General features: G+C 55.1%; 23 protein-coding genes. All 23 read right to left on the reverse strand.

What is annotated here, in order from left to right:
- Window positions 1–21: 21 nt before the first annotated feature.
- The 23 genes from A6M21_RS06980 to A6M21_RS07090 all read right to left on the reverse strand — a co-directional run bounded on the left by A6M21_RS06980 (window position 22) and on the right by A6M21_RS07090 (window position 22,328).
- Entirely contained in the window at window positions 22–918 is an 897-nt protein-coding gene (locus tag A6M21_RS06980; RefSeq protein ID WP_066667351.1) for a type II secretion system F family protein, read from the reverse strand.
- Window positions 918–2,186: a TadA family conjugal transfer-associated ATPase gene (locus A6M21_RS06985; RefSeq protein WP_066667357.1), complete on the reverse strand. Its 1,269-nt coding sequence runs from the start codon at window positions 2,184–2,186 to the stop codon at window positions 918–920. The genes A6M21_RS06980 and A6M21_RS06985 overlap by 1 nt, the downstream gene beginning before the upstream one ends.
- Window positions 2,183–3,451, reverse strand: coding sequence for a CpaE/TadZ family protein (locus tag A6M21_RS06990; protein ID WP_151191834.1), 1,269 nt, complete (start codon window positions 3,449–3,451; stop codon window positions 2,183–2,185). Before A6M21_RS06990 ends, A6M21_RS06985 begins: the two co-directional genes overlap by 4 nt.
- 16 nt (window positions 3,452–3,467) lie before the next feature.
- The gene (locus A6M21_RS06995) at window positions 3,468–4,052 is read right to left on the reverse strand and encodes an SAF domain-containing protein (protein ID WP_066667362.1); all 585 of its coding nucleotides are present in this window, start codon (window positions 4,050–4,052) and stop codon (window positions 3,468–3,470) included.
- The gene (locus A6M21_RS07000; RefSeq protein ID WP_066667368.1) at window positions 4,045–5,265 is read right to left on the reverse strand and encodes a CpaE/TadZ family protein; all 1,221 of its coding nucleotides are present in this window, start codon (window positions 5,263–5,265) and stop codon (window positions 4,045–4,047) included. Before A6M21_RS07000 ends, A6M21_RS06995 begins: the two co-directional genes overlap by 8 nt.
- Window positions 5,255–6,451, reverse strand: coding sequence for a CpaE/TadZ family protein (locus A6M21_RS07005; RefSeq protein ID WP_066667371.1), 1,197 nt, complete (start codon window positions 6,449–6,451; stop codon window positions 5,255–5,257). The genes A6M21_RS07000 and A6M21_RS07005 overlap by 11 nt, the downstream gene beginning before the upstream one ends.
- A gap of 151 nt (window positions 6,452–6,602) precedes the next feature.
- Window positions 6,603–8,849, reverse strand: a complete 2,247-nt coding sequence (locus tag A6M21_RS07010; protein ID WP_161486023.1) for a diguanylate cyclase — start codon at window positions 8,847–8,849, stop codon at window positions 6,603–6,605.
- 20 nt (window positions 8,850–8,869) lie between these two features.
- Entirely contained in the window at window positions 8,870–9,700 is an 831-nt protein-coding gene (locus tag A6M21_RS07015; protein WP_242868791.1) for a peptidoglycan DD-metalloendopeptidase family protein, read from the reverse strand.
- A gap of 185 nt (window positions 9,701–9,885) precedes the next feature.
- Complete coding sequence (locus A6M21_RS07020; protein ID WP_066667377.1) at window positions 9,886–11,250, reverse strand: hypothetical protein; 1,365 nt, start codon at window positions 11,248–11,250, stop codon at window positions 9,886–9,888.
- Between the two features lie 9 nt (window positions 11,251–11,259).
- On the reverse strand, window positions 11,260–12,711 hold the full coding sequence (locus tag A6M21_RS07025) for a type IV secretion system protein (RefSeq protein ID WP_066667379.1): 1,452 nt from the start codon (window positions 12,709–12,711) through the stop codon (window positions 11,260–11,262).
- Window positions 12,712–12,725: 14 nt separating this feature from the next.
- Window positions 12,726–13,169 carry an outer membrane protein assembly factor BamD gene (locus A6M21_RS07030; RefSeq protein ID WP_066667381.1) on the reverse strand — a complete coding sequence of 148 codons (444 nt, stop codon included), beginning with the start codon at window positions 13,167–13,169 and terminating at the stop codon, window positions 12,726–12,728.
- Window positions 13,166–15,445 carry an ATP-binding protein gene (locus A6M21_RS07035; protein WP_242868792.1) on the reverse strand — a complete coding sequence of 760 codons (2,280 nt, stop codon included), beginning with the start codon at window positions 15,443–15,445 and terminating at the stop codon, window positions 13,166–13,168. The genes A6M21_RS07030 and A6M21_RS07035 overlap by 4 nt, the downstream gene beginning before the upstream one ends.
- 115 nt (window positions 15,446–15,560) lie before the next feature.
- Complete coding sequence (locus A6M21_RS07040) at window positions 15,561–15,941, reverse strand: conjugal transfer protein (protein WP_066667385.1); 381 nt, start codon at window positions 15,939–15,941, stop codon at window positions 15,561–15,563.
- A 55-nt stretch (window positions 15,942–15,996) separates the two neighbouring features.
- A complete protein-coding gene (locus A6M21_RS07045; protein WP_066667387.1) occupies window positions 15,997–16,323 on the reverse strand; it encodes a TcpD family membrane protein in 327 nt (108 codons plus the stop codon).
- A gap of 26 nt (window positions 16,324–16,349) precedes the next feature.
- Complete coding sequence (locus A6M21_RS07050; protein WP_066667389.1) at window positions 16,350–17,264, reverse strand: conjugal transfer protein; 915 nt, start codon at window positions 17,262–17,264, stop codon at window positions 16,350–16,352.
- The gene (locus A6M21_RS07055; RefSeq protein ID WP_066667391.1) at window positions 17,264–18,367 is read right to left on the reverse strand and encodes a hypothetical protein; all 1,104 of its coding nucleotides are present in this window, start codon (window positions 18,365–18,367) and stop codon (window positions 17,264–17,266) included. The genes A6M21_RS07050 and A6M21_RS07055 overlap by 1 nt, the downstream gene beginning before the upstream one ends.
- Window positions 18,368–18,370: 3 nt before the next feature.
- The gene (locus tag A6M21_RS07060; RefSeq protein ID WP_066667392.1) at window positions 18,371–18,742 is read right to left on the reverse strand and encodes a hypothetical protein; all 372 of its coding nucleotides are present in this window, start codon (window positions 18,740–18,742) and stop codon (window positions 18,371–18,373) included.
- 200 nt (window positions 18,743–18,942) lie between these two features.
- A complete protein-coding gene (locus tag A6M21_RS07065) occupies window positions 18,943–19,161 on the reverse strand; it encodes a hypothetical protein (protein ID WP_066667394.1) in 219 nt (72 codons plus the stop codon).
- Window positions 19,162–19,179: 18 nt separating this feature from the next.
- Window positions 19,180–19,671 carry a metal-dependent hydrolase gene (locus A6M21_RS07070; protein WP_066667396.1) on the reverse strand — a complete coding sequence of 164 codons (492 nt, stop codon included), beginning with the start codon at window positions 19,669–19,671 and terminating at the stop codon, window positions 19,180–19,182.
- The gene (locus A6M21_RS07075; RefSeq protein WP_151191835.1) at window positions 19,672–19,950 is read right to left on the reverse strand and encodes a hypothetical protein; all 279 of its coding nucleotides are present in this window, start codon (window positions 19,948–19,950) and stop codon (window positions 19,672–19,674) included. It abuts the gene before it with no gap.
- A 61-nt stretch (window positions 19,951–20,011) separates the two neighbouring features.
- Window positions 20,012–20,911, reverse strand: coding sequence for an RpnC/YadD family protein (locus A6M21_RS07080; protein ID WP_066667400.1), 900 nt, complete (start codon window positions 20,909–20,911; stop codon window positions 20,012–20,014).
- 66 nt (window positions 20,912–20,977) lie between these two features.
- Window positions 20,978–21,826 (reverse strand): tyrosine-type recombinase/integrase, encoded by an 849-nt coding sequence (locus A6M21_RS07085; protein WP_066667402.1) that lies wholly within the window; start codon window positions 21,824–21,826, stop codon window positions 20,978–20,980.
- A gap of 160 nt (window positions 21,827–21,986) precedes the next feature.
- Complete coding sequence (locus A6M21_RS07090; protein ID WP_066667404.1) at window positions 21,987–22,328, reverse strand: hypothetical protein; 342 nt, start codon at window positions 22,326–22,328, stop codon at window positions 21,987–21,989.
- Window positions 22,329–22,645: the final 317 nt, after the last annotated feature.

Genomic DNA, 22,645 nt, shown 5'->3' on the forward strand with positions numbered 1-22,645 from the left:
CGGTCGAAAATGTCCAGCGGCTCAATCTTCGTTCCCCACCTTTCGTAAAATGACGTAAATCGCTATCCAGCACGCAATCTGAATGGCTACAGCCAACGCCAGCATCCTGTGGCCCCGGGACGTTTCCAGCATCACACGGTCCCCGCCGCCGAAGGTGAACCAGGCGAACATGGCCACCGGCACCATGCTGGCCACGGCTCCCTCTACCCTGATGCCGGTTGTTTTGGCCCGCATGCGGTTCATTTTGCTGCGCCGGCGCCGGATTTCTTCCTCGCAGGCTTCCAAGAGGTCAATGCTGCCCTGCGCCCCGCCGGTGCGGGAAAGTTGGCGCACGGCGTCGGCAAGCATCCACGCCTCGGGAATGTTTATCCGCCGGGCCATGTTCTCCACGGCCTTTTCAATGCTGCCGCCTTTAGCTTCATCAACCACCCGGCCGAATTCTTCCGCCACCGGTTCGCCGGCCTGGGCGGCCGCATAGCCGAAGGAGCCGGTCAGGGAAGCGCCGCCGCGCAGGCCCCTGACCACGGCCACCACGCCGGGGCCGAGTTCTTCGGCGAAAGCGGACTGACGGCGTTTTTGCATATACACCCCGTAAAGACGGGGGGAAAAGAAGAAAGCCGCGGCCGCCGCAACAAGACATAGGGCGGGGGAGGCGGTAAGCAGCAATATTAAGGCGCCGGCGGCGACGGTAAAAAATACGGCGCCTTCCAGGGCCGTTTTTTCGTCACCGCCGTATTCTTCCAACCGCCAGATCTGGCTCCAGAAAGAAGGGCGGTTTTCTTTTTGATTCGCTTCACTTTCACTTTCCGCTTTCATGCGCTGGATGCGTTCGGCAATGGGGTTGCTGTTCCGCCATGACCAGATCCCGACGACCAGGCAGAACACGGATATAAACGCCAGCAGAGCGGGAATGATCATCAGGACGCCACCTTCTTCCAAAAACGGTAAGGGCGCTTGGCTTTCAGGGCATGCATCGCCTCCCCGGCGACGCGCACTAATTCCGCGTTTTCATTCAACTGGAAAAAGGGAAGTGTCACCGGCCGGCCGGATTCGGACACCACCGCCGCGATCTCGACCACCCGGCGCAACCGGTTTATTTTCGCCAACTGCACCACTACGTCGATGTTGGAAGCAATCATAGACGGGATAATATCCCGGTATGCCCGGCCTTCCTCCGACTGCCCGACCAGCATGGGCAGGCGGAGCGAAACCGCATCCTGCGGCGAGGTGGCGTGAAAGGTGGTCATCACGCTGTGGCCGGCGGTCATGGCCACCAGGACGTAAAAACCTTCCGCGCCCCGGCACTCCCCAATGATGTCCCAATCGTGCTGGTGGCGCACCAGTGCACGCACCAATTCGGACAGCGGTATTGCCCCCTGGCCCTCGATGTTCGGCGGCTTCGCCTCCAGGCGGCGGATGTCGCGCCGGTGAAACTGCAGTTCCGCTACTTCTTCGGCCGAGCTGATACCTTTATCCGGGGCGATCAAATCCGCCAGTGCGTTCATGAAGGTGGTTTTGCCCACCCCCACGTCACCCACGATGATCACGGTCAAGCCGATGTCGATGAAAAACTTCAACATTTCCGCCGCCCCGTCAGTCAGGCACCCCCGGCGGACCAGTTCATGCAGGGTGATGAATTCCGGGAATTTGCGTATGCCCAGGAAAACGCCGTTTACCTCAACCGGCGAAATGCTGGCGTTCAACCGGGAGCCGTCCGGCAGCTTGCAGTCAACAATGGGGCTGGTTTCGTCCAGCCGGGCGCTGGCCACGGCCACCAGGCCGCGCAGGATGTCCAGCAGGTGATCACTGTCACGGAACCTGATGGAATCGGTTAATTGGAAATCTCCGTCTATTTCCACCTTGACCACATCCGGCGCGTAAACCTGGATTTCCGTGATGCGCTTTTCCCGCAGGGGGTCGTATAAAGGCCCGAAGCCCAACACGTCCAAGGCCAGGCTGCGGGCCAAATAGCGCAACTCGGTCAAGCCAAGGTTCAGTTTGGCTCTTTCCAATTCTTCACGGAATACGCGCTGCAGGTATTCTTCCTGGCCGGCCGGGTTGCGCAGGGCCTCCCGCTTTTCTTTCCTGATGCGCTGGATGGCGGTATAGCGTACCAGGTTCAGTTTGACCGTCTCAATGGTAATCCTGTCCAGATAGTCACTTTTGTTTTTCAGTGACACGCTCACATAGCCGCCCTCCCTTTAAACAGGCAGGCCAGGCGCTTAAACCAGCCCATTCTCAACTCGTTTTTGCTCCATATTTCCTGCCCGACAAGGTTGCGGGCGATACCGGTGACCGCCCGGGAAAAATCGCTATCGGGGTAAACCAAAGCCGGCGGGCGGCCGTGGTTCACCGCCTGCTCCACCCGGTGATCTTCCGGTAAGGGGGGCACAATTAAGGGTACGTGCACCCTTTGCGCTACCTTATCGGATTTAAACTCGGACGTTTTGGATAGGCGGTTGATGACCAGCCGCATCTTCGACAGGTCCAGACCGTGTTCCGGAGCCAAGTCCCTTATGTCATCGCCGATACTTTCCACCGTAGGCAGGTCCGGCCGGGAGACGACCAGGATCGTCCCAACCCGTGAGAGAATATCCAAACTGCTTTTCCGGACGGAAGGGTCCAGGTCATAGATCACCGCGTCAAAATGCCTGGTCAGTACGCGGTACGTTTTTTCCATCAATTCGGGTGTGACAAAAGCCGCATCGCTCGCCCGGGAGGAACGGGGCAGGTAGTACAAGCCACTTTCACTGTGACACATGAGATATTCCTGCACCGTGTTCCAAACAACCTTACCATCTTCATCCAGGTCCAGCCAGGCGGGCAGGGTGACCCGCGGTTCCGGGCAGCCGAGCCACAAACGCAGGTTGCCGCCTTCCGCGTCACCGTCCACCAGGCAAACCTTATATACGGGGCTTACATTCTGACCCCACAGGGCCAGCGACACGGCCAGATTGACCGCCAAAGCGGTTTTGCCCACCCCGCCCCGGGTGCTCCAGCAGGCTATACTTAACTTGTTTGCTCTTTTCACCCGGTTGTCTGAGGAAGCCATTTCTTTTCCCACCCGGGCAATGACTTCGGCCGGTTCGGGTTCCCGCCGGGGTGCGCCGGCCCCGGGCAATGCGGCCGCCACCTCTTCGGCCGCATTGCTTGCGCTAACCAGCATCATGCCTTTCCCGGTAGCCCGCCGCCACAGGCTGACGTCTGAAAGCGCCTCTGGTTCCACGGCGAGGAAAAAACGGCGATGACGGTACAGGTCCGCCATCTCCAGGGCAAATTCCAGACCGGCCGCGTCGGGGAAACCGACCACTACGGCACCTTCGCCTTCCGCCAGCGTTTCCACGGCGCTGCTTATGTCGGCGGCCACCCGCACTACCGGGGGAGCACCGGGCGGCCAGCCGGATAAAAAGATGTCCACGAATTCCCTATCGCCTACTACGGTAACGCTCAAAAGTTACCATCTCCCATCACTTTTTCGGCAGCAGGGCGCATACGATTGCCGCCCCCTTGCTGAGTGCCTTCTGGTACTGGATGTTTTCATCGGAAGTCAAAGCCAACACAAGGCCCTTGTCACTCGCCTGCAACACCGGTACCGCGTTGAATAACCTTTCCGCCTGGCCGTCCTTGTACCGGGCAGTCACTTCCACCATATCGCCCGGGCGGACGGACCCGGCGACATCGGTTTCCAGTCCTGCCTGAAGCGCTACGCCTTCCTGGCCGGGGTAACGGACCAGTTTGCCGCTCAAGCCGGCTTTATCAGGCGGTAGCAGCATACTGGCACGCAATACGGTGCCCGCCGGAATGTAACCCCGGGCCACCCAACCCACGGCCTGGTTCGGGGATGTGAGAGCATCCGGGTACAGGGCCGCCCTCGGTATTGGTTCGACCCTTATATCCCCCGGGGTGATCACTTTTTGATCGTCAAGATTCTGGTATGCGACGACCACCGGAACGGCTCCAATTTTGTTTTGCACGGTATATATACTTCCGGCCACGGCCAGGGCGCCGAAGACCAGGGCGAAGATGAGCATAAGGCGGTAGTTTTTAAACATCGCCGCCACCACCTTCCATAAGCCCCAGGGCGGCGGCCAGTTTGCCGATTCCCACGGCTACAACGGCGCTGCGGCTTACGGCCGGTTCGCCGACGGCCAGGGCGGCCCAGCAGCTTTCCAGGTCGTGTTCCACTACCAGCGGTTCTTTGCCCAGTATCCGGCCAATGGCCGTTACCGGGACGCCGAAGGAGTTGCTGCGGTTTACTACCGGGATATATCCTTCAGTCAGGCTGTCAATGCATCTTGCGATAAGTTCAACCGTCTGCACATCACGGTCCATGATCACAGCCATTTTACCGCCGCACCTGCTTACTGAAGACAGATCGCGGATATTGGGCGCGTTTAGTATGATCACATCATGCTGGCCGCACAATTCTTGCAGAATTTCCGGCAAAGCTTCTTCACCGTCCGGCACCACCAGCGTCCCCCAGCGGGTGTCATACACTGCGGGAGGAGCCATACCGGCCGCGTCAGGCACCCCCAGGTGAAAGCCGGCGCATGGCGGACTGCCCAGATCGACTAAAGCCGTTTTCAGGCCTGCTTCCGCCGCGTGGGCGGCAAGGGATGTGCCGATGGTGGTTGTGCCGCACCCACGCTTGCAACTCGTTACGGTAATCAGACGACCACCAGAGTAGTCATGCGACTCCAAACCGTAGTTAGTAATCACGGACGGCGGTATTGGTTCCGGTGAAGTTTCTCCCGGTTCCCATGTTGTTTGTGCCGGTATATCCGATACCGTCTCGTTAATTTCAGGCTGTTCACTCACTGCCGGGTTAACTGAAAGTGTAGTTTTACCCATGCCTGCTTTGGGCCTGTACACGGGTAGTTGATTAGATTCTTCCTGCGGACCGGACGGCGACCATACCGGGGGGTCAAGGTTCATTTCGCTATCCATTGCCTCCCTGATCGCTTCCAGCAACCGCGAGGCCCGGATGGTTTCCCCGGGCGGGCAGGTTAAGAGCCATTCCCCGAGCAGGCCCAGGGCGACCAGTTCACGGCGCACCTCTTCGGCGCTTTCGTTTTCTTCTCCCAGCACCACCAGCACCGGAGCCGCCCAACCGGTGGCTTCCAGGGCGTCTTTTACCGTCGCCGGGGTTACCCGGCTGATGACCACTACATCCGGCGGGTTGGCGGGGTCGATGTTGCCGGTGGTCACCTCCGCGTCCTTCAGGTTCCGCTTGAGCCAGTTTTGGGCTGGACTGTTATCCAGCATGAGCAAGACTTTTTTCAGAGCGCTTCTCCCCTTTCCTGAACAGTTTTGCGAAGAATCCCCGCAGCCGGGACAAAAACCCTTCTTTAGTGCGTATGACGGTACCGAACCCGGGCACTAAAAGTAGAGCCATGTTTTCGATGGATTCCTTAAAAAGAGATTCTTTTTTAAGGAGCACGGGCAGGGTATGGTTTTGGGCGGCTTCTTCGATGGCCGGGCTGTCATCCGGGATGACGAAGCCAAGCTCCAAACCAACCTTTTTGGCTACTTCCTCCGGCCGGCGCGGGGCGCGGGGCCGGTCCCGGTTGACGACGAACCGAACCCGTAAAGGGTCTACCGGTTTGCCCGGGCCGATCACCTGATCCATGGTGCGTACGGCCCCGGATATGGACATCTCATCAGGTGTGGCCAGCAGGAATACCACGTCGGCCATGGATAGAGCTTTCCTTTCACGGTGTTCCAGCGCGCCCCCGGCCATGTCCACCACAATGAAATCAAAATGGTAAGACAGGACATCCAACACTGTTTCCGTAAGGCGGTTCGTGATTGCACCGGCCTGGTAGGAGGCCTCCGGGGAAGGCAGTACGAACATGCCCGCCGGACCGGTAGCCAGGAAACTTTCCACCGTCACCCGGTCATGAGTTTTCCCCCGGGGAAAATCATCCCACAAAATCATATCCACCACCGGACGCGAGTTGGGAAACAGGTAATCTGTAGTGCATCCCGCTTTTACATCCAGATCCACCAGGCAAACAGCGTAACCCTGACGCCGCAGGACGGCCGCCAGGTTCATGGATAGAGTGGTTTTTCCCACGCCTCCTTTAAGGCTGTACAGGGCGATGATTGTCGCCCGTTTTGCCGGGGCGGGCAGGTTGTTCGCGTACCCCTGGGTCTTATTGGTCTTAGATGAAGTGGTGGTGTCCGGTTGCTGCTTCCTTTCAGGCGTTTCTTTTCCTACGGTGACTGTTTTCGTCCAAACGGACTGAACAGCATCGCCCGTTTGCGGCACCGTGGCTTTTGTCCTTACCTGGATGCCCAGTTTGACGGCTGCCGCCGCCGGGCTATTGACCACCGCTACGCCGGTTCCGGTGGCGGCGCGCCAGAGGGCCAGGGACGGGGCGCCGATCAGAAAAACGCGGGCGGGCAGGTATTCCCGCGCGGTTTCCAAAGGGGCATCAGTGATTACCACATCTGCCGGAGCGGGGGTCCCCTGTTCCTCAATGCCACCGAATGTCTCACGGCATTGTTTAAGGAGCTTTTGGCTTCCAAAAACGTAGATTTTTATATTTGCTCACCTTCCTTTCTTAAAATGCCACACAAAAAACAACCGCCGGCTTTCGTTAAAGTCCAGCGGCTATTTCGAGCTTTATAAAGACTTCGGCAAGGTCTTTAGAATATATGACCGGGGGAATGCCCCGTTTCATTCCCCGGGCGGCCTCGACTGGCCGCTCAGGGATGGCTATTAAGTCCCCGTCCCCAGCCGGCCCATTTGTCCGGTTGAGCACGGTAATCGCATTCCTTCTCTCCAGTGGTTTTATATTCCCCTTGCTCCCTGAATTGATCACCTCCAGCATGAGATCTGGATCAGCCATGTTGAGGTTACCGTCAACGATTATTACATCACAGGGCAGTTTTATCAGGTCTTCGGTTGATTCGATGTTGCCGGATATTAGCATCACCCCGGTGACTTCCTCACATTGTCCGCCCAGCTTCCATGCCTGGGCAGGATTGTTGAGCGCCCGATCTAAAGGCACTGGCTTTGCTTTGTACCATATGATCTCGTTATGTGAAGTAACCAGGATGACGGAATAGCCCTTCCAGGTCAACACGGCGGCAAAATTGGCGGCCACGAAAGTCTTGCCCGTAGGTAAAGGGGACCATACCGTAACTACTTTAGGTACCCGCTTGGTTTCAATCGAACGGGGCGGTGCCTCTTTAGGCTTATTTTGGGGTTTCTGCTTACTGGCGGCCGGCTGCTCTTGCCTCAGTAGTTGCTGCACCGGGGGTTCTTCCACCCCCACCGCCACCACCCGGTTCCGGCCGGCCCCTTTGGCCCGGTACATGGCCTGGTCCGCCGCCTTGATCAACTCCCCCGCATTTTCGGCGTCCCGGCCCATCACGGCCAGGCCGCCGGAAAAGGTGGAGCTGATCCCCTGCCCTGCCGGCAGCTTTATCCGGTGTCCGGCCCATCCCCGGCACAGGCGCTCAGCGATTTCCCGGGCGTCCTCCAGACTGGGAAATACGACGATGAACTCTTCTCCGCCGTACCGGGCGGCCAGGTCAACCTGCCGTACGCCGCCGGCCAGGAAACCGGCGAACTGCTTCAACACGGCATCCCCGGCGTCGTGGCCGTGGGTGTCGTTCACCCGCTTGAAGTGATCCAAATCGGCCATAAGTAAGGAGAACGGCACCCCGGTTTCCCGGTAGCGCCGCTCCTGAAACGCCAGGTATTGCAGCAGAAATTCCCGGTTATAAAGCCCGGTGAGATTGTCCCTGGCCGCTTTGTCCCACATCTCCCGCATCTTTGCCGCCCGGGCGCGGACGCGTTCGACGGCGGCGGCATCCAGGACGTCCACGCATTCGTCCGCGCCTACTTGGTAGCAGCATCCGGTGTCGCACCTCCCCTGAACGATGATGGGCACGGCGGCAAGCCGGAAGTCCCGGCGCAAGGCTTTTATTGCGCCGGTTAAATCCGGGATGTCGGCGGGGACAATGGCGGCGGTGGGATTCGCCGCAATCAGTTCGTCGATGGTTCGGCATCCCCCGGGACCGTATACCGGAAAGTCATCGGGAATGGGAAAATCAGCATTGGTGGTCTTAATAGTTTCAGTTTCAGCCCCTGAAACACTTTCCGTTTCCGACATTTCTTCCGTTGACGCCAGCGTGCCCCGTTTAAATCGGCTGATGATATGCTCCACCCTGCCTTGAGGCACGGTTTCGCCCAAAACAGCCAGGACTATTTTTTTCATCCCGGCTTCGATCTTCTTCCCACACGATACAAGCGGTTCCCGGTGAGTAACCGATTTTTTAACCGCTTTTGGATCGTCGGGTATTTCAAACCAACTGTCCACTCCGTAAAAACGCGCCATATCGCGGGGGTGATAAACACCCTTCCTATTTACCACAAGGATAAAATTATCCGGGATTAATTCACGTTTAATCATGCATCTTTGAGAGGGTTCGGTTACCAGGATAACTTTTTCTAAACTGATAGTTTTTGCTATACCGGAAATACCGGGCTTCCGAAGATGGCCCAGATCCAAAACAACAACTTCAAATGTGGACGTAAAGCCGCCTATGAAGGAAGCCGCCTTTTCTATATCAACTTGTTTTTCCCGCTCCGAGCCGGGCAAAACGGTTAACCCGTAACTGGTGGAGAGCAGTTGTTCACCCTCCCATCCACTGATGTCGGCATACACCCCTTCTTTAGCCTTCTCGGCCAGACCAAGGGCAGACAATATATCGGTGCCGCCGAATAATTCAGCCACCAGAACTCTATAGCCTCCGTGGGCGAGAACAACCGCCAGATTGGCCGCTACCGTGGTCGTTCCCACACCTGAGACGGCACCCATTACGCCTATAAGCAAATTGTCACCTTCTTCCCCACCTAATAGTTTCCTGACGGCACTTTGAGCCACTCCAGAGGATTGCATGGCTGGCCGTTGACGTAAACCCCAAAGTGCAGGTGGTTACCGGTAGAATAACCGGTGCTCCCGACGTAGCCGATGGTTTGGCCGGCACTCACGGTTTCACCCTCGTACACCGCGACACCGGAAAGGTGCCCGTATAAAGTCATACAGGAATCACTTTCCACTTCCACGCAGATTCCAAAGCCGTCATTATAGTGGGCCATGATTACTTTTCCAGAAATGGCCGATACCACCGGAGTACCTTTGGGCGCGGGAATGTCTATCCCGGCGTGAAACTCGCCTTTGCCATCCAGGTAGCGGTAACCATAACCGGAGGATAGGGCGGTATGCCCCGGCAGAGGCCATACACCGTTTCCAGTGGGCAGCATGTCGGAGGAATAAGATGTGGCAATGGACATCACTTCTCGTACATACCACCAGGCATGGTTATAATCCCAAATGGCCTTTGAGGGATCGGTTTCAAAACCACACGCTTTCAAATAGTTGGCTGCGGTATATATGGCGTCCCAGGGATTGTATGGATCATAAATCCCGTCACCGTTGCCGTCCTGTTTATATGACTCCCAGGTGGATGGGAGAATCTGCATAAATCCCACTGCGCCTGCACTGGATGTGAACATATTCTGTCCGAAGTCTGTTTCGACTTTCGCAATGGCCGCCAGCACGGCCCAGGACACCCCGTATTTTTGCTGGGCACTGACGAATACCGGCAATAAGTTGGCCGGGATCTCGTTTTTGGCGATGTTGGTCGCGGCACCAGAATTAAATCCGGTCGATATGCCAAGCATTCCGGAAAACATTATTGCTGCCAGGATAAAGATAAAAATAAAAAAGAGGGGAATTAAAAAAATAAATATGATTAGGGCGGTATTTATGCTCTTTCTGCCGCCCCCCAGAAGTTTAACCGCCTTACCAGCTAATGCTATATCCAAAAGGATCACCTCACAACAAAAGAGATCCCGGACGGGGATCTCTAATTGCTTTGGGTTGGTGGAAGTGGTTGTTGTTGATCTGGAATCGACGGCTTAACCGGTGGAACAACCGGTGTTTTTTCCGGCTGTGGGGTGGAAACATTTTTGCCGGTATTTACCGCAGGTGATTCATTTGCTTCCGGTTTTTGCCTTATAACCTGCTGGCTGGTTTTCCCGGTATTCGTCTTTGCTACAGCCTCGGTACTTTGATTAACTTGTTGATGATTAATTGGCGGGGTTTCCGGTTTTTGTGGGGCAACTTTTACGGCCGCCTGCGTGGTACTCTCGGCAGGCCGATTTCCGGCTTCACCACCCGTAAGTTTCCTTACGCCCGTAAATTCCCCGGCTGTTGCGACGCCGGACGGATTGGTTACGGCATTGGCTCCGGTTTTGGTTATACTTTTTGCGCCGACCACTTCGGGTGGTGCCGCCTGCATGGCATTTTTTACTTCTGCCGCTGCTTTTTTATCCATATGCTTATCGCTGTTAACCAGGCCTTTAGTACCATCAGCTGAGCCGGTTACGGCCTTTGCCGCAACGCCCGCTGAACCAGACACAACACCACTTCCAATCGTGGAGGCTGTTTTCGCTGTCATGTTTGTCATTTCGGATGGGATAACCGGTGCATCATTCTTTGTTCCTGCAATTAGACTTTTAACGGTTTTATCCTCTGAATGCGATCCGGTTACCGCTTTTGCTTCGCCCTTTGCGAATTCCTCGGCTTTCTTTGCCCCTGCCGCTCCTGCGGCCGCTACATCGCCAACCGGGCCGGCCACGATACCCGCTCCGGTTGTTGCGGCGGCTTTCGCTGCTGTACCGGCACCCGCCGCTGTGCCGGCCGTTTTCATGCCCGTTACACCGGGCGGGGTTGCCCGGGCGGTATTCAGGGTTATTCCCGTATTTTTACCTGCCGTCAATTCCTGCGGTATCCCGGACTGCGGGGGCTGGCCCTCCCAGACATCGTTTGCTTTATAGTCATCCACATCATAGATCGTCCGGCCAGGTATCTCCCCGTGCGGCCAGTTTTTAGGCGGCTGGCCTTCCCACGCTTCTTCTGCTTCCGGGTCCAGTACCTCCGGAAACCGCTCAGAATCCACCCGAGCACCGCCATCAGGTCGGATGGGCCGCGGCGTTTTGTCTATTGGCGGCTCTTTGCGCCGTAAATCCATCCAATCCATAACGGTATCCGCTATTCCAATACTACGCACCATCTTCAGCTTGTCCATTATTCCCTGAATCCCATTTAAGCTGGTGTTTTTTGTTATACCGCTGGTTAAAGCATTCGTTATCATCTCCAGTACATGTTTCCTGAAAAGCGCCGCGCCGCCGAATATGGCGGCCAGGACAATCAGCGCCAGTCCAATCAATATATCCCCTCATTTCATGATTGCCAGCGTAAAGGCTGTACCAATACTCAAAACAAGTGACAGGTATAGTCCATAAACCAGCTTGACCATAAAGAAACTGGCCAGGTGCTTGAAGTATCTCGCGGTGAGGTTCCATCCGTGAACGGGCCATATTAGGGCAAACAGAAATACCGGCAGAACCAGAAGCATGGCCGCCAGCATGATCTGGCAGACCAGTATGGATAACCCGATGGAAACGGCGAGAAAAGCGAAGGCAATGGCTGGAATCAAGGTTAAAGCAGCTACTACGATGTGGTTTAGTGTAGAGCCGGCCGCCATGCCTACCGTCGTGCCTGGATGATTGCCGTGATCTACCGGCGCGGGCTGATTACCCGTCAGCGAGTCTAAACCTTTTTGCAGGTGATTCTGCGGCGGTGTCGGCCGTGACAGAACATCAACCACGGTATTCCTGGCCGGACCGGTGGTGGCCAGGTAGATATTGTCTATGGTCATGCTCTGTAACTTGGCCGGGTCGGGAAACTCGTCTTTGTGTCCGGCCAGCAGGTTATATTCATCTGCGGTCAGTTTTAAGTTATCCTCCTGGGTAGTTCCAAACATGGCCGCCGCCCATGGTTCGGCCACGATAGCGTTCCATGCCGCCTGACCAGCAACAATTAGTCCCTTGTCCATAGGGTCGGCGTTGACGTTTTGTCCTGAGATGCTGTTACCCAAATAGCCCCCCACTGCACCCAGGAATACGCCGGTAACCGAGTCGGTGGCCCGGGCAAAACTACTGATGAGCGGCTGGGCGTTAGTGGCGAAAAAAAACATGCCGCCAACGGCAACTGCAGCTACTAAAAGAGCGCTGATTATGGAAGTGATCTCGCGGCGTATAAACCAGAAAACGGCGTATACTAGCAAGAAAATTATGCCCCAGGACATCAACAATTGGGTAAGGTCGCCATTGGGGGTAAAAATATTCTTAATCCCATCCGAAACCCAACCGACCATGCCGGACACAATGTCGGTATGGAAGGCAAGCACGCAAATGTTAATTGATACCCTGGTCAACATTTTTGTGGCGCTAAATAGCAGGTTGGCCACGAAATCCTCCACCTGATAAACCCCGTTTTGGGCCATTTTGGACAAATCCCAACCGCCTTCAACTGGTGCGTGATCAAATGTCCAGCGGTCCATCGGCCAGTTTTCCCAGGTGGCGTTTTTGTATATCTGGGCCAGACCAGCCGCGCCGGTAGAGGCCACCAGAGCACCGAAAGGCCCGCCCGCCACCAGACCGGCCGATCCGGCGGTACCGATGCTGATCAGTTCAAAAAGAAGCCCTTCCTGCGCCTTTTCAGCATCAATATCACCCGCCAGGTTATACTCTCCGGCGTCCGCCCCACCGATCATGGCAAAGGCGGGCAGGGCAAAAGAAAAACATATGACTGAAATGAGTATTATCGTGATTGTTTTTTTAATCAATCAGGTGCCCCCTTTCACTTTGCCGGCTCTATCGGTAAATCACCGTTGTCAGTAAGAGTGATTCTCCATATCCCATCTTCCCTAACCATAGGGATTGAAGCCTTATACCACTTACCTTTTATTTTTATCTCAAAAATAACATTTGCATTTGTCCCCTTAATATCTTCCGACAGTATCCTGATCTGGTTGTCTTCATTGCTATCGTTGACACTACCGGCATTTTGTTTAGCTAAATAACCGGCGACGCTGCCATACATCATCTTGATCTGGCCCTGCTGGGACATCTCAATGTACTGGGCGGCTTCTGAGTAATTGTTGTTTACCATGGCATTCCAGAAGGCGACGAAGTCCTTGCCAGGGGTATGAACCGGTTCAGCAGGTTTGCTATTTCCACAGGCGGCCAGGCAAAACATTAAAACTATCACTAAAACCATTAATGCAAGAGTTGTTTTTTTCACTTTTTCCCCTCCATTTTGCCGGGTGATGTATCGAATAGCTGAAGCAGGTATTCCGGACGGGGATCAATGTACACCTGCCCGATGCGGCCATATGCATCTCGCATGACACACCAGCCGCTGGTCAATGCCGGAAACAGCGAGCCCACGCCCTTGCCCCCGCCACCGTCCTCTTCCGGATCGGCACCCAGAAGATCAATGTTGGCGGCGATTTCTCCTTTGTCCTGGGCTCGGAAACAGAACACATAGTTGATATTGTTCCGCAGTGAGTGCAGGTCCGCCACGTCAGTGGTGTTCTGGGTAATCAGGATGGGCGCGGCGCCGTAAGTACGGGCGGCCATACGGATCAATTCGTCAATTACCCGGCGGCCTTCGGAGATGTTTAAAAGCATCCAGGACTCGTCAAACGCCTCTACTTTGATAACGTCCTTTGGCAGTGAAAATGCCACTTCCCGGGCCATAGTGGCCGCCAGGAACAACAGCGCCAGGCCCTGGCGTTCGCTTTCCGTAATACGCCCGGCGTTTAGATTTGCCGCTGTCCGCGGTAAGGGTAGACCCTGCACATTTATTACGGTGGCCCGGGCAATGTCATCCACGCTGCCCGTGCCGAAGACCAGGTGACCCATTGCGCTGTTTTTCAGACTTTCCAGGAGTAAAGCACACTGTTTGGCTTCCTGGCTGATTATTTCATGTGTTCCGCTGGCGGCCAGGCGATGCAGTTCATCGAGACAGGACTGCATGTTTCGTTTCTCCGGCGGCATGTTGCCGACTGCTTCCACGGCCTGGGCTACGGCCACCCGGCGGGCGTCGTTATCATCCCGCAGGTTAAGTGCCACAGAAAGATAGTCCAGGGCGATACTGATTGCGCGCCTGGGTTCTTTGGAAAGCATAAACGGGTTCATTTGCGCGTTGCCGCCAGGGCAGAGGTCAATTTTCTTCACCGGGAAAAGCCGGTCTAAAACATCGTACTCGTTCTTGGGATCTACGATAAACAGGTACGCACCGGCCAGATAGGCCAGGTAGAGTAAAAGTTTTACCAGCAGGCTTTTGCCGCCGCCCAAAGCGCCGCTTATGAACATGGCGTTGGAGCGATTGAGTTTCTTGGCGGCAAATCCCGGCTGCCAGAATACCGGCGCGGCTCCGGACCACGCGATGAAAAACCCGCAGCCGTCCCCCATGTCCAGGGATATGGTCGGCCCGGCCGCGGCGATAAAGCCGGGATCACAGTTGATCATGGCCGCGGCCGGGTCGGAACCGGGGATGAAAGAATACAGACACTTGAGTTGATCGCCTATCGGCTTTACCGCCCTGTACCCGGAAGAAGCATAGCGTTCCGCCAGACGCCTGGAGGCCGCCCGGACGTCCTTCAATTCCTTCGCTCCTACAGCCAGGACTGCCGATATGGCGGCCAGCGGTTGGCCGGCAGCCAGTTTTCCTTCCAGGTACCGGCCCTCCACATATGCGTATTCCTCATCCGTGGAGGCTTCTTCTCCGCCTTCTGCCGCCTCCTTGATCTGGCCGCGCAGGTATTTGCGCATATCGGCCGCTTTTTTACGTGCTTTGTAGGGCCTGATGATTTCAAAGTGTACGGCGGCGTCCACGGCAAATTCACCTGCGTCCAATGAGGCCAGCCATTCCGCCCCCACTTCGGGCAGTTCCTTCGGCATATCAGGAAAGGTTATGAACGCCTGGTGATGTACTTCGTCTGTTCCCGCCGTAATCGTTATGTGTGACGGGTGCTCATGGATCATACAGCCGTCGGAGAATGCCGCAATGATGGCCGGAGTGAATTTACCCCCGTCCCGGGAAGGCAGGGGCGGGGGCAGAACGCCCACCCGCCTGGTATTGCGCCGGATAATGAAGTCCAGGTCGGAAAAATCCGCCCGGCCGGCTACAGCGTGTCTGATACGCTTGAATAATTCGTCCTCCGCTTCCATTGCGTTTTCCAGGCGTTGCTTTGTCAATACCCACCGGTCGGTGCGAAGAAAGGCATTCATGATTGTATCGCGCATTTCGTACAGGTAATCACGCATCATTGCGCCCCAGTCATCTTCGGGCTTCAATTTTAGTTGCAAGACCAGGTAGCGCCGGCGGTTCCTCGCGCCGGCGGCCAGTGCCCGGCGGACGGCACTGGCGTGGCGGTAGGCTTCTTCCGACGGTGCCGCACCGGCGGCGGCAAGATAGTCTTCTTCTAATGTCCGCATTTCTTCGGACAACAAGAGTATCTGCCCTTTGCCTTCCAAGCCCCAGAAAAGCTGCTCGAACTGCCTGATCACCATCCGTCGCTCCGCTAAAGGCAGGTGGTTATATGGCCTGCCGGGCAGGCGGTAAATTGCATAGGCTTCGTTTTTGTAATTAAAAACAATGTTGTTCTTAAAGGCCACAAGCGGGAAATTAATCTTCGATCACCTCCGGTATGCTCCAGTCCACCCTGTAACGGTGAAAGTTTTGTATTGCCCGGCCGGCCAGGTTGGTGGTTTTCGGCCTGACCAGGTACAGCAGCAGGTCCTTGATGAACGTTGGAGCGAATTTCCCCTGGGGGTCCAACTGCAGGGCGGCCCAGGCGACACCGGTGGCCATTGCCAGTGTAGCCAGCCAGGGATGTGACGGGAACACTAAACGACCGATAGGTAAAAACGGGAAGTATACAACTAGACCGATGATTAGCCCTTCCAGGGGTATCGGCCGGGGTAGTGTTTTCCCACCGATTTCATAAATCTTAAACTGGATTTTAAATAGACTCCTGTAACTGTTAAAATGCCTTTCGTCTGCCATGGCATCACCTCCCAAAAAAAATGCCCGGACGGAAAACCGTCCGGGTAAGTGTTCGTTATGGGCCTGAACTGCCGCCGAAAAGACTCATGATGGCGTTACCCACGCTTTGCATGGCATCCGGGCTGGCCAGAAAAATGAGTATGGCCCCGACAACGACGATGGCGATGGTTTTGGTTACCTGGTGTTTGAGAAATTCCATCACCCCGGCGACCAGCACAGCGATAATGATCACCGTTTTAACCAGCGTCAAAATGCTTTGTGTCCCGGCTTTAAAGTCATATGCCGCAGCCACCCCGGGTGTCAGAGCCAGCCAGGTGGCCGCCAGCACGGTTACGGGCAGCACCCTTGCCGTTCCCTGCCTTATTTTTTCCGGTATCCGCATTTTAGCCTCACCTCCTTTCACCGGCGCTAATATCCGGCCCCCAGGCTTTCCACCAGGTAACTCCCCCGGTCCGCCCGCACTTTCAAGTACACTGTCTGGGATACGTTGCCGGCGCCCGGAGCGGATACGGTTACCTGTACGCGAGCCGCGGTTGGCTTTGTCTCGCTGTTTACCACGACGTCATTCACCGATACCAGCTTCCAACCACTGACCGGGTTAACTTTTACGCCCGGTGCGATGAAGTTGGTCAGGGGCTGGCCGGAGTAATACATGCTCATGAACTGGTCGATGAAAGTCTTGAAGTCGGGCGGGGCGGACAGGCTAAAATTGTTTCCGGTTATATCGCCCTTCGTTTCCTCAGGGGCGACAATCACCGGTAGACCAATGACAGCCGGATTACCGTCCACTACTTGGACCGGTATTTCCACGCACAGCAGCATATCCTGCCATGCCTGAAGTTTCTGCTGCCCGGTGCCGTTGGTGTTAATGTGCAGGCGCTGCAGGTCGCCCATGGTTACCGGAACAAGGGCGGCCGGTATGTTGCTATCAGAGGATACCGGAACCAGACGCCGCACATGGAGCAGTACCCTGACACGATATTTCGTCTTATCTACCGCATCTGCCGTTGATACTGCGGACGACGTAACTTCCTGCACGGCATCCGGCAGGTGTACTGCTGTCGTGTCCTTTAAAAACACACCCAACCGCCGGTTGTAATCGTCCGGATTGCCGCTCCAGGTGGCCCATTCAACGGCGAAGGCCCGGGCAATATCCCGGACCCCGTTTAGGGTTTTCTGATGCGTCACGGTCATGGCGTCAGCGGCCACCCGTGAGGCCCTGGTCACTATGTTCACGCTCCGGACGGATATGACCACAACAATAAGTATCAGGAGCCACAGCAGGCTGGCCGCCAGCCAGCGAAAGAAAAGTCTCCGGTTCATTACAGGCCCCCTTCTCCAATGAGATCCCGGCTCTGGTTCAGTGTATTGTTGAACTGGTCGCGGGTAAGGAAGTTATGCAGGGCGAAATACTGATCTACCAGGTGACCGGTTTTGTCATACACCAGCACGCGATTGCCCGACAGCCAGCACAGTTTGCCGTCCATCTCATTGGCTGTTTGCTCATCCCAGCCGTTTAGCTTCCAGGTCTCCAGGTTAAGGTTTTTGGGGTTTTTAAAGGCAGTAATGAGATTGGGCACGGTATCATAAAGAGCGCCGGAGGCTGTTACCTGCTCGATTTTCCCATTTTGGTCACGGATTACATTGACATAAGCGCACATTACCGCAGGACCGGATTTTTCAGGAGTTGTTCCCCCCTCTTTTACGGCGTCCATGAACCTGTCAATGTTTTTCCTGATCACCGGGGCGCCTGCAATGTAGCAGTTATCGCCCAGGTAACCTTCATATACCTGCCAGCCCCCCACGCCATTGTTCATATCGTTTGCGGCGTCCTGGTTTTTAGTTACGCACCATTTCAGGTTAAAGTGTTTCTCGAATTCATTTCTCACTGCTGCCATGACTGGCTTTTGATGACCACCGCTTATTCCTTCGGCATTGGCCAATCCCGCCAGAACATCCACGAAATCGGTTACTTTGGCCAGGTTGAATTTGTATATCATTGTTGAACTGATGGCTTTCCCGAAGGCGTACCAGGGAGGCATATTTATTGTGTAGTTTTGTGGTTCCACTATGTCTGCGGCAAAGTATTCTTCCTGCTGCCCCTGCCAGGTGTCCAGCTGGCCTTTGAGAACGACCACCTTGCCCACGTTGCCCGTCAGTGTTTCGGCAGCCTGGTCATTCTCTGGAATCACCTGCTCAAACTTTTTGGACTGGATTGTTTTCCAGGAATAATCCGGCAATTGTACCGCAACACTTCCATAAACGATCGCGGTGTTCTCACTGGTATTGATTGAGATTATCTTACCGAACATATGGGCATGTCCGTAGTACATGCTGTAATCATCGGTATTATCGGCACTGGCCTCAAATGGAACAAAGAGCAACAGGAGCATGACTGTAAAGAACAGGGATAAGATTTTTCTCACCTTTTATGCGCCTCCCCCGGGGTTGGCCGTCACGCCGCCACTTACGCCAGGGGCACCCGATGTTGTGCCCGCCCCGCCTCCGATGAACTGGAGTATACCGCGGCCCAGGGCATCCATTTTCTCCGGCGCGGCAACGTGCATGAGCAGTGCCGCCAGAAGTATCACGGCAACAAGGTACAACAGGTTCCGTTTGTGGAATATCTCGACGATAAAGGCTATGAAAGCCGCCGCGATAAGCAGCATTTTTATCAAAGTGATTATGTTGTTTGCACCGTGCATGAAGTCTATGCTACTATCTGCGGCGTATGTCGGAGCGATGCCAATTAAAAACGAAGATAGTAAAAGCGTTATGCGCATAAGCAACCTGTTCATCATCCATTCACCCCCTCTTGATTTTTCAGGCCATTTTTGACGTTGGTCATATTTATATCCCTCCTCCATTCATAGTGGTAAAACCGCTCATCGACATAAAAAGGCCCGGCATAACGCCGGGCCTACGAAGGAGGAGGAAGAGAAGGAGGTGCGAAGAAGCTGGCCCGCCGTCTCTTTGCAGCCGCGAACGGGCCAGCAGATTTTTAACCGCTGTATTTTTTGATGATTTCCGTTATCTCTTCGTTTGCACTGGCTTCCAGCTCATTTTCCACCGGCAGGAAACATGAGGACAGCAATTCCGCATCGCACTGGTTCTTTTTCCGCATGAATTCTTCGTATACCTCCGGCGTTAAGTCCCACGTTTCAGGGTTATTGTAGCAATACTGCTGCCAGCGGCACTGAGTGCAGTCATTCAAGTCCAAAGTGTGATCACCTTCTTTTTACACCGTTGTTTTCCAGATCAACCACCCACATAAGACCAGCATGGCTGGCGTCACTGCCAGGTGCTCCAGCAGCCCGCCCGTGCGGACCAGCGGCAAACCGAAGTGCGCTTCCAAAGGCCATAACCACGGTACGCCCTGCGGGTTGAAGCTGTCCATCACCAGGTGTGACACATACCCGGCGGCGGCCGCCAGGGGAACGGCCAGGCCGTAATGCAGGCCGGACATTTTCAGGCCGGCAAAGGCCAGCAGGCCCGCGACAACCGCCCCCGCCAGGCTGTGCAGCGGCCCCCGGTGTCCTACCGCTTTCTTGATCGCCCAGGAAATCACCGGCACCATGCGGCCAACCTTTGACTGCGGGCTGTCTAAATCCGGCAGCAGGGCGGCCAGGCCAGCCACGCCGGCGGTCATGGCCGCCGTCTTGATGTCGGCATGGCCGGCCAGGAGCAGCCCGGCGGCGGCCCCGGCCAGGAAGTGCGTGCGCCAGAGCATTTACACCACTTCCTTCCGCCTGGTTGCACAGGCTACACAGCGGAGTGCATACGCCGCCCGGTCCAGCTCATCCACCGCGGACATGAGTAACTTCTCGTCTTTCCCGGCCAGGCGCACCTTTTTCAGTGCGCATTCAGCCTTCTCTATTGCCGCTGTCAGCTGATCACCTGGTTCCTTGCGCCACTCACCGGCGGCAATCTCAGCCGCCTTCATCACTGTTTCCGGGCCGTACTGCTCCATCAACATCAGGATTCGACGGCTCACATATCCGGGAAGCATTATACCACCCCAATCTGAAAATCTCATAAAAAAACCGGGTTGCCCCCGGTTATGCTCATCGTCAATTTTTCAGCTTTGCCGTCTCTTGATGCAGAGCCGTCATAAACTCGTCTATGGTTTTGGCTTTCACAGCCCGCCGAAGAAGAATTTTCAATTCATTTACGTCTTTGATTCCCCGTACACCTTTAGCTATTTTTTCAGGGTAACTGCCCAGGTTTTCTTCCAGCGCGTCAAGTATAGCATCCTGTATTCCTTGCTGTATTCCTTGCTGTATTCCTTGCTGTATTCCTTGCTCTTTGCCTTGATCAACCCATTTTTCCCGAATACCATCAAACAACGGGGAGGTTTCCATCTTAGCCACCTCGATTACTTTCAAGATAATCTCCCTGGTGAAGCGGAGCGATGAAAATACTGCCAGGCCAAGGTATAAGTCCGGTTGCCACTCGACAGGCGCTTCTTCTATGCGTCGGGTACATTCTGCAAGCACTTCCTCATCCGTCAACCGGTTGCGCATCAACGGAACCAGTGGAATAATACCCACCGGACCGTGCTTTAAAATTTCTTCCCCGGGCAGGTCCGCCAGATTGATCAACCGGTAGCTGAACGCCACCACGGTAAGATCCAAACAGTCAAAACCGTAGGTGTCCGCTTGCGGCCGGCCGGTCAGGTTGAGCACCACCGGATAAACCGGTTTCCTGAATTTCCGGTGCTGTAGCGCCGTGTACTCCAGCAACCGCCGGGGCATATCCCGGTCAATGTGCGTCTGGGCCTCAAGGACCATCAGGTATTCGTAGCCGTCTTCGGTAACTTTAAAAAGTATGTCCGATTCCCGCTTAACGGCAACAGCTTCTTTTTCCAGGCGTTCCACTTTATCGGCGGGTACTCCGCGCACCAGTTGAACGAAGTGGGCCGGGTATCTTTCGGCCAGAGCCTTTATAACCAGATCGAATTCTTGCGCCATCGACACATCTCAACTTTCTGCCGGTTCTGGCTTTAGTTTACACTAAACTGGGGCGTTTTTCAATGCTCATTCCCAGGCCAGCTTATCTACCGCCAACTCCAGGTCGTGCAGCGACGGCCTTGTATACCTTGCCGTTGTGTTTAGATTCGAGTGGCCAGCTAACACGGCTACCTGGTCCAGGCTTACCCCCTGGTCAACCAACTGCTTGGCAAATGTATGCCGGAGCATATGCGGGGTTATCTCCACACCGGAGAACACACCGAAACGAGACAGGATTTTTTCCACGGCCCGGGTGGTAATGTGTCCACCCCGGCGGTTGGGGAATACCCATTCACCATTAACGCTTTCCAGGTATTCCTCAAGGGTGCGCCTTACTGTAACATTCAGGGGAACTTCACGGTATTTGCCGCCTTTCCCCTGGCGGACTATGACCATCCCCGAGCGCTCGCGGGTAACAATGTCCTCCTGGCGGAGCACCACTGCTTCCGATATGCGCAACCCAGTGTGCAATAACAGTGCAATGAGGGCCTTATCCCTTGCACTGCCGTATTTTTGCACTGCGCGGGTTAGCGCGCCCAACTCCCTTCTATCCAGCCAGCGCGGAGCCTGTCTTTGCTGGGACACCTTTTTGATCCCGGTAGCCGGATTGGTCTGAATCAACCCCTCCGATTGTGCCCACTCGAAAAACACGCCTAAAATGTCCAGGTAGTGATTAATGGTTGTGGGCTTCCTCCCTTTTTCTACGAACTGCCGCCGGTAATCAGCGATGTCCAGGGGGGTCACAGCGGCGGGATCAAATTCCCCGTATGACTGTTCAACCCACCGGGCGAACCTGCCCAGTACAGCCAGGTAGTCGCGCACGGTGCGGTCAGAAACTTCTTTTCCCCGCAGGTAAGATTGAAATTTCTCCAGCATTATGGTCGCCCCGATCTGCAATTTACTTATGCGAACTTTTTTTAGACACTTAGCAGGGGTTTGCTGCTAACTTATACGAACTTTCCGGGGGTTTTTGTTCGCATAAGTTATCTTATGCGTACTTCTTTCGCTATACAAAAAAATCCCGCTTCAAGCGGGATTAAACAACTTTTTCCAATTCTATCGGTCCAGCTTCATTTAATGATTTCAGTGCCTCCATGTGTCCCCCGGGCCGCGGGTGGCCGTCGTCCCAGGGAAATGCGTAAAATTCTTCGATATGATCAAAATGGATTTTGCCCGTGGTAATGTTCACCCCGATGATCGGGTCGGTAGGCCCCAATCTGTTGTTGCGCTTGCCAACAGAATCCATGATTTCCGCGGCATATGTTCCGAATCGGGCGGAGAAATACTCCATTACCTTTTCAGGGGAGCCGTAATAATTGATCAGTGCGTCCCTTACTTCGTCGGGTAAGGAGGAAAACGGTTCTCGTAAATTTGCCATGTACGATCATCCTTTCTGTAGATACTAAAAATAATACCGGGCGTATTAAGCCCGGCGAATTGCCTTTTTCCTCCAGCTTCGAATGCATTTGTAATATTCCTTGCAACCTCTGGGCGCGTAGCCCATAGCTTGCTCATTTGCGGTTATGCCTCTATACGGTTCGCAACTCGGCACGTGGCCGTCGCACAGCATCTGCCACCTGCTCGTGTCAAGACATGGCCCCGGAGGATTTCTCCAAACTGTGACGCAACCGTCCTCATTCACCACAACCTCGGTGGTCATGTCCGGAAGCATCCTCAAAACAAAATCTATACTGG

The organism is Desulfotomaculum copahuensis, from assembly GCF_001655685.1.
Classification (GTDB): Bacteria; Bacillota; Desulfotomaculia; order Desulfotomaculales; family Desulfovirgulaceae; genus Desulfotomaculum_G; species Desulfotomaculum_G copahuensis.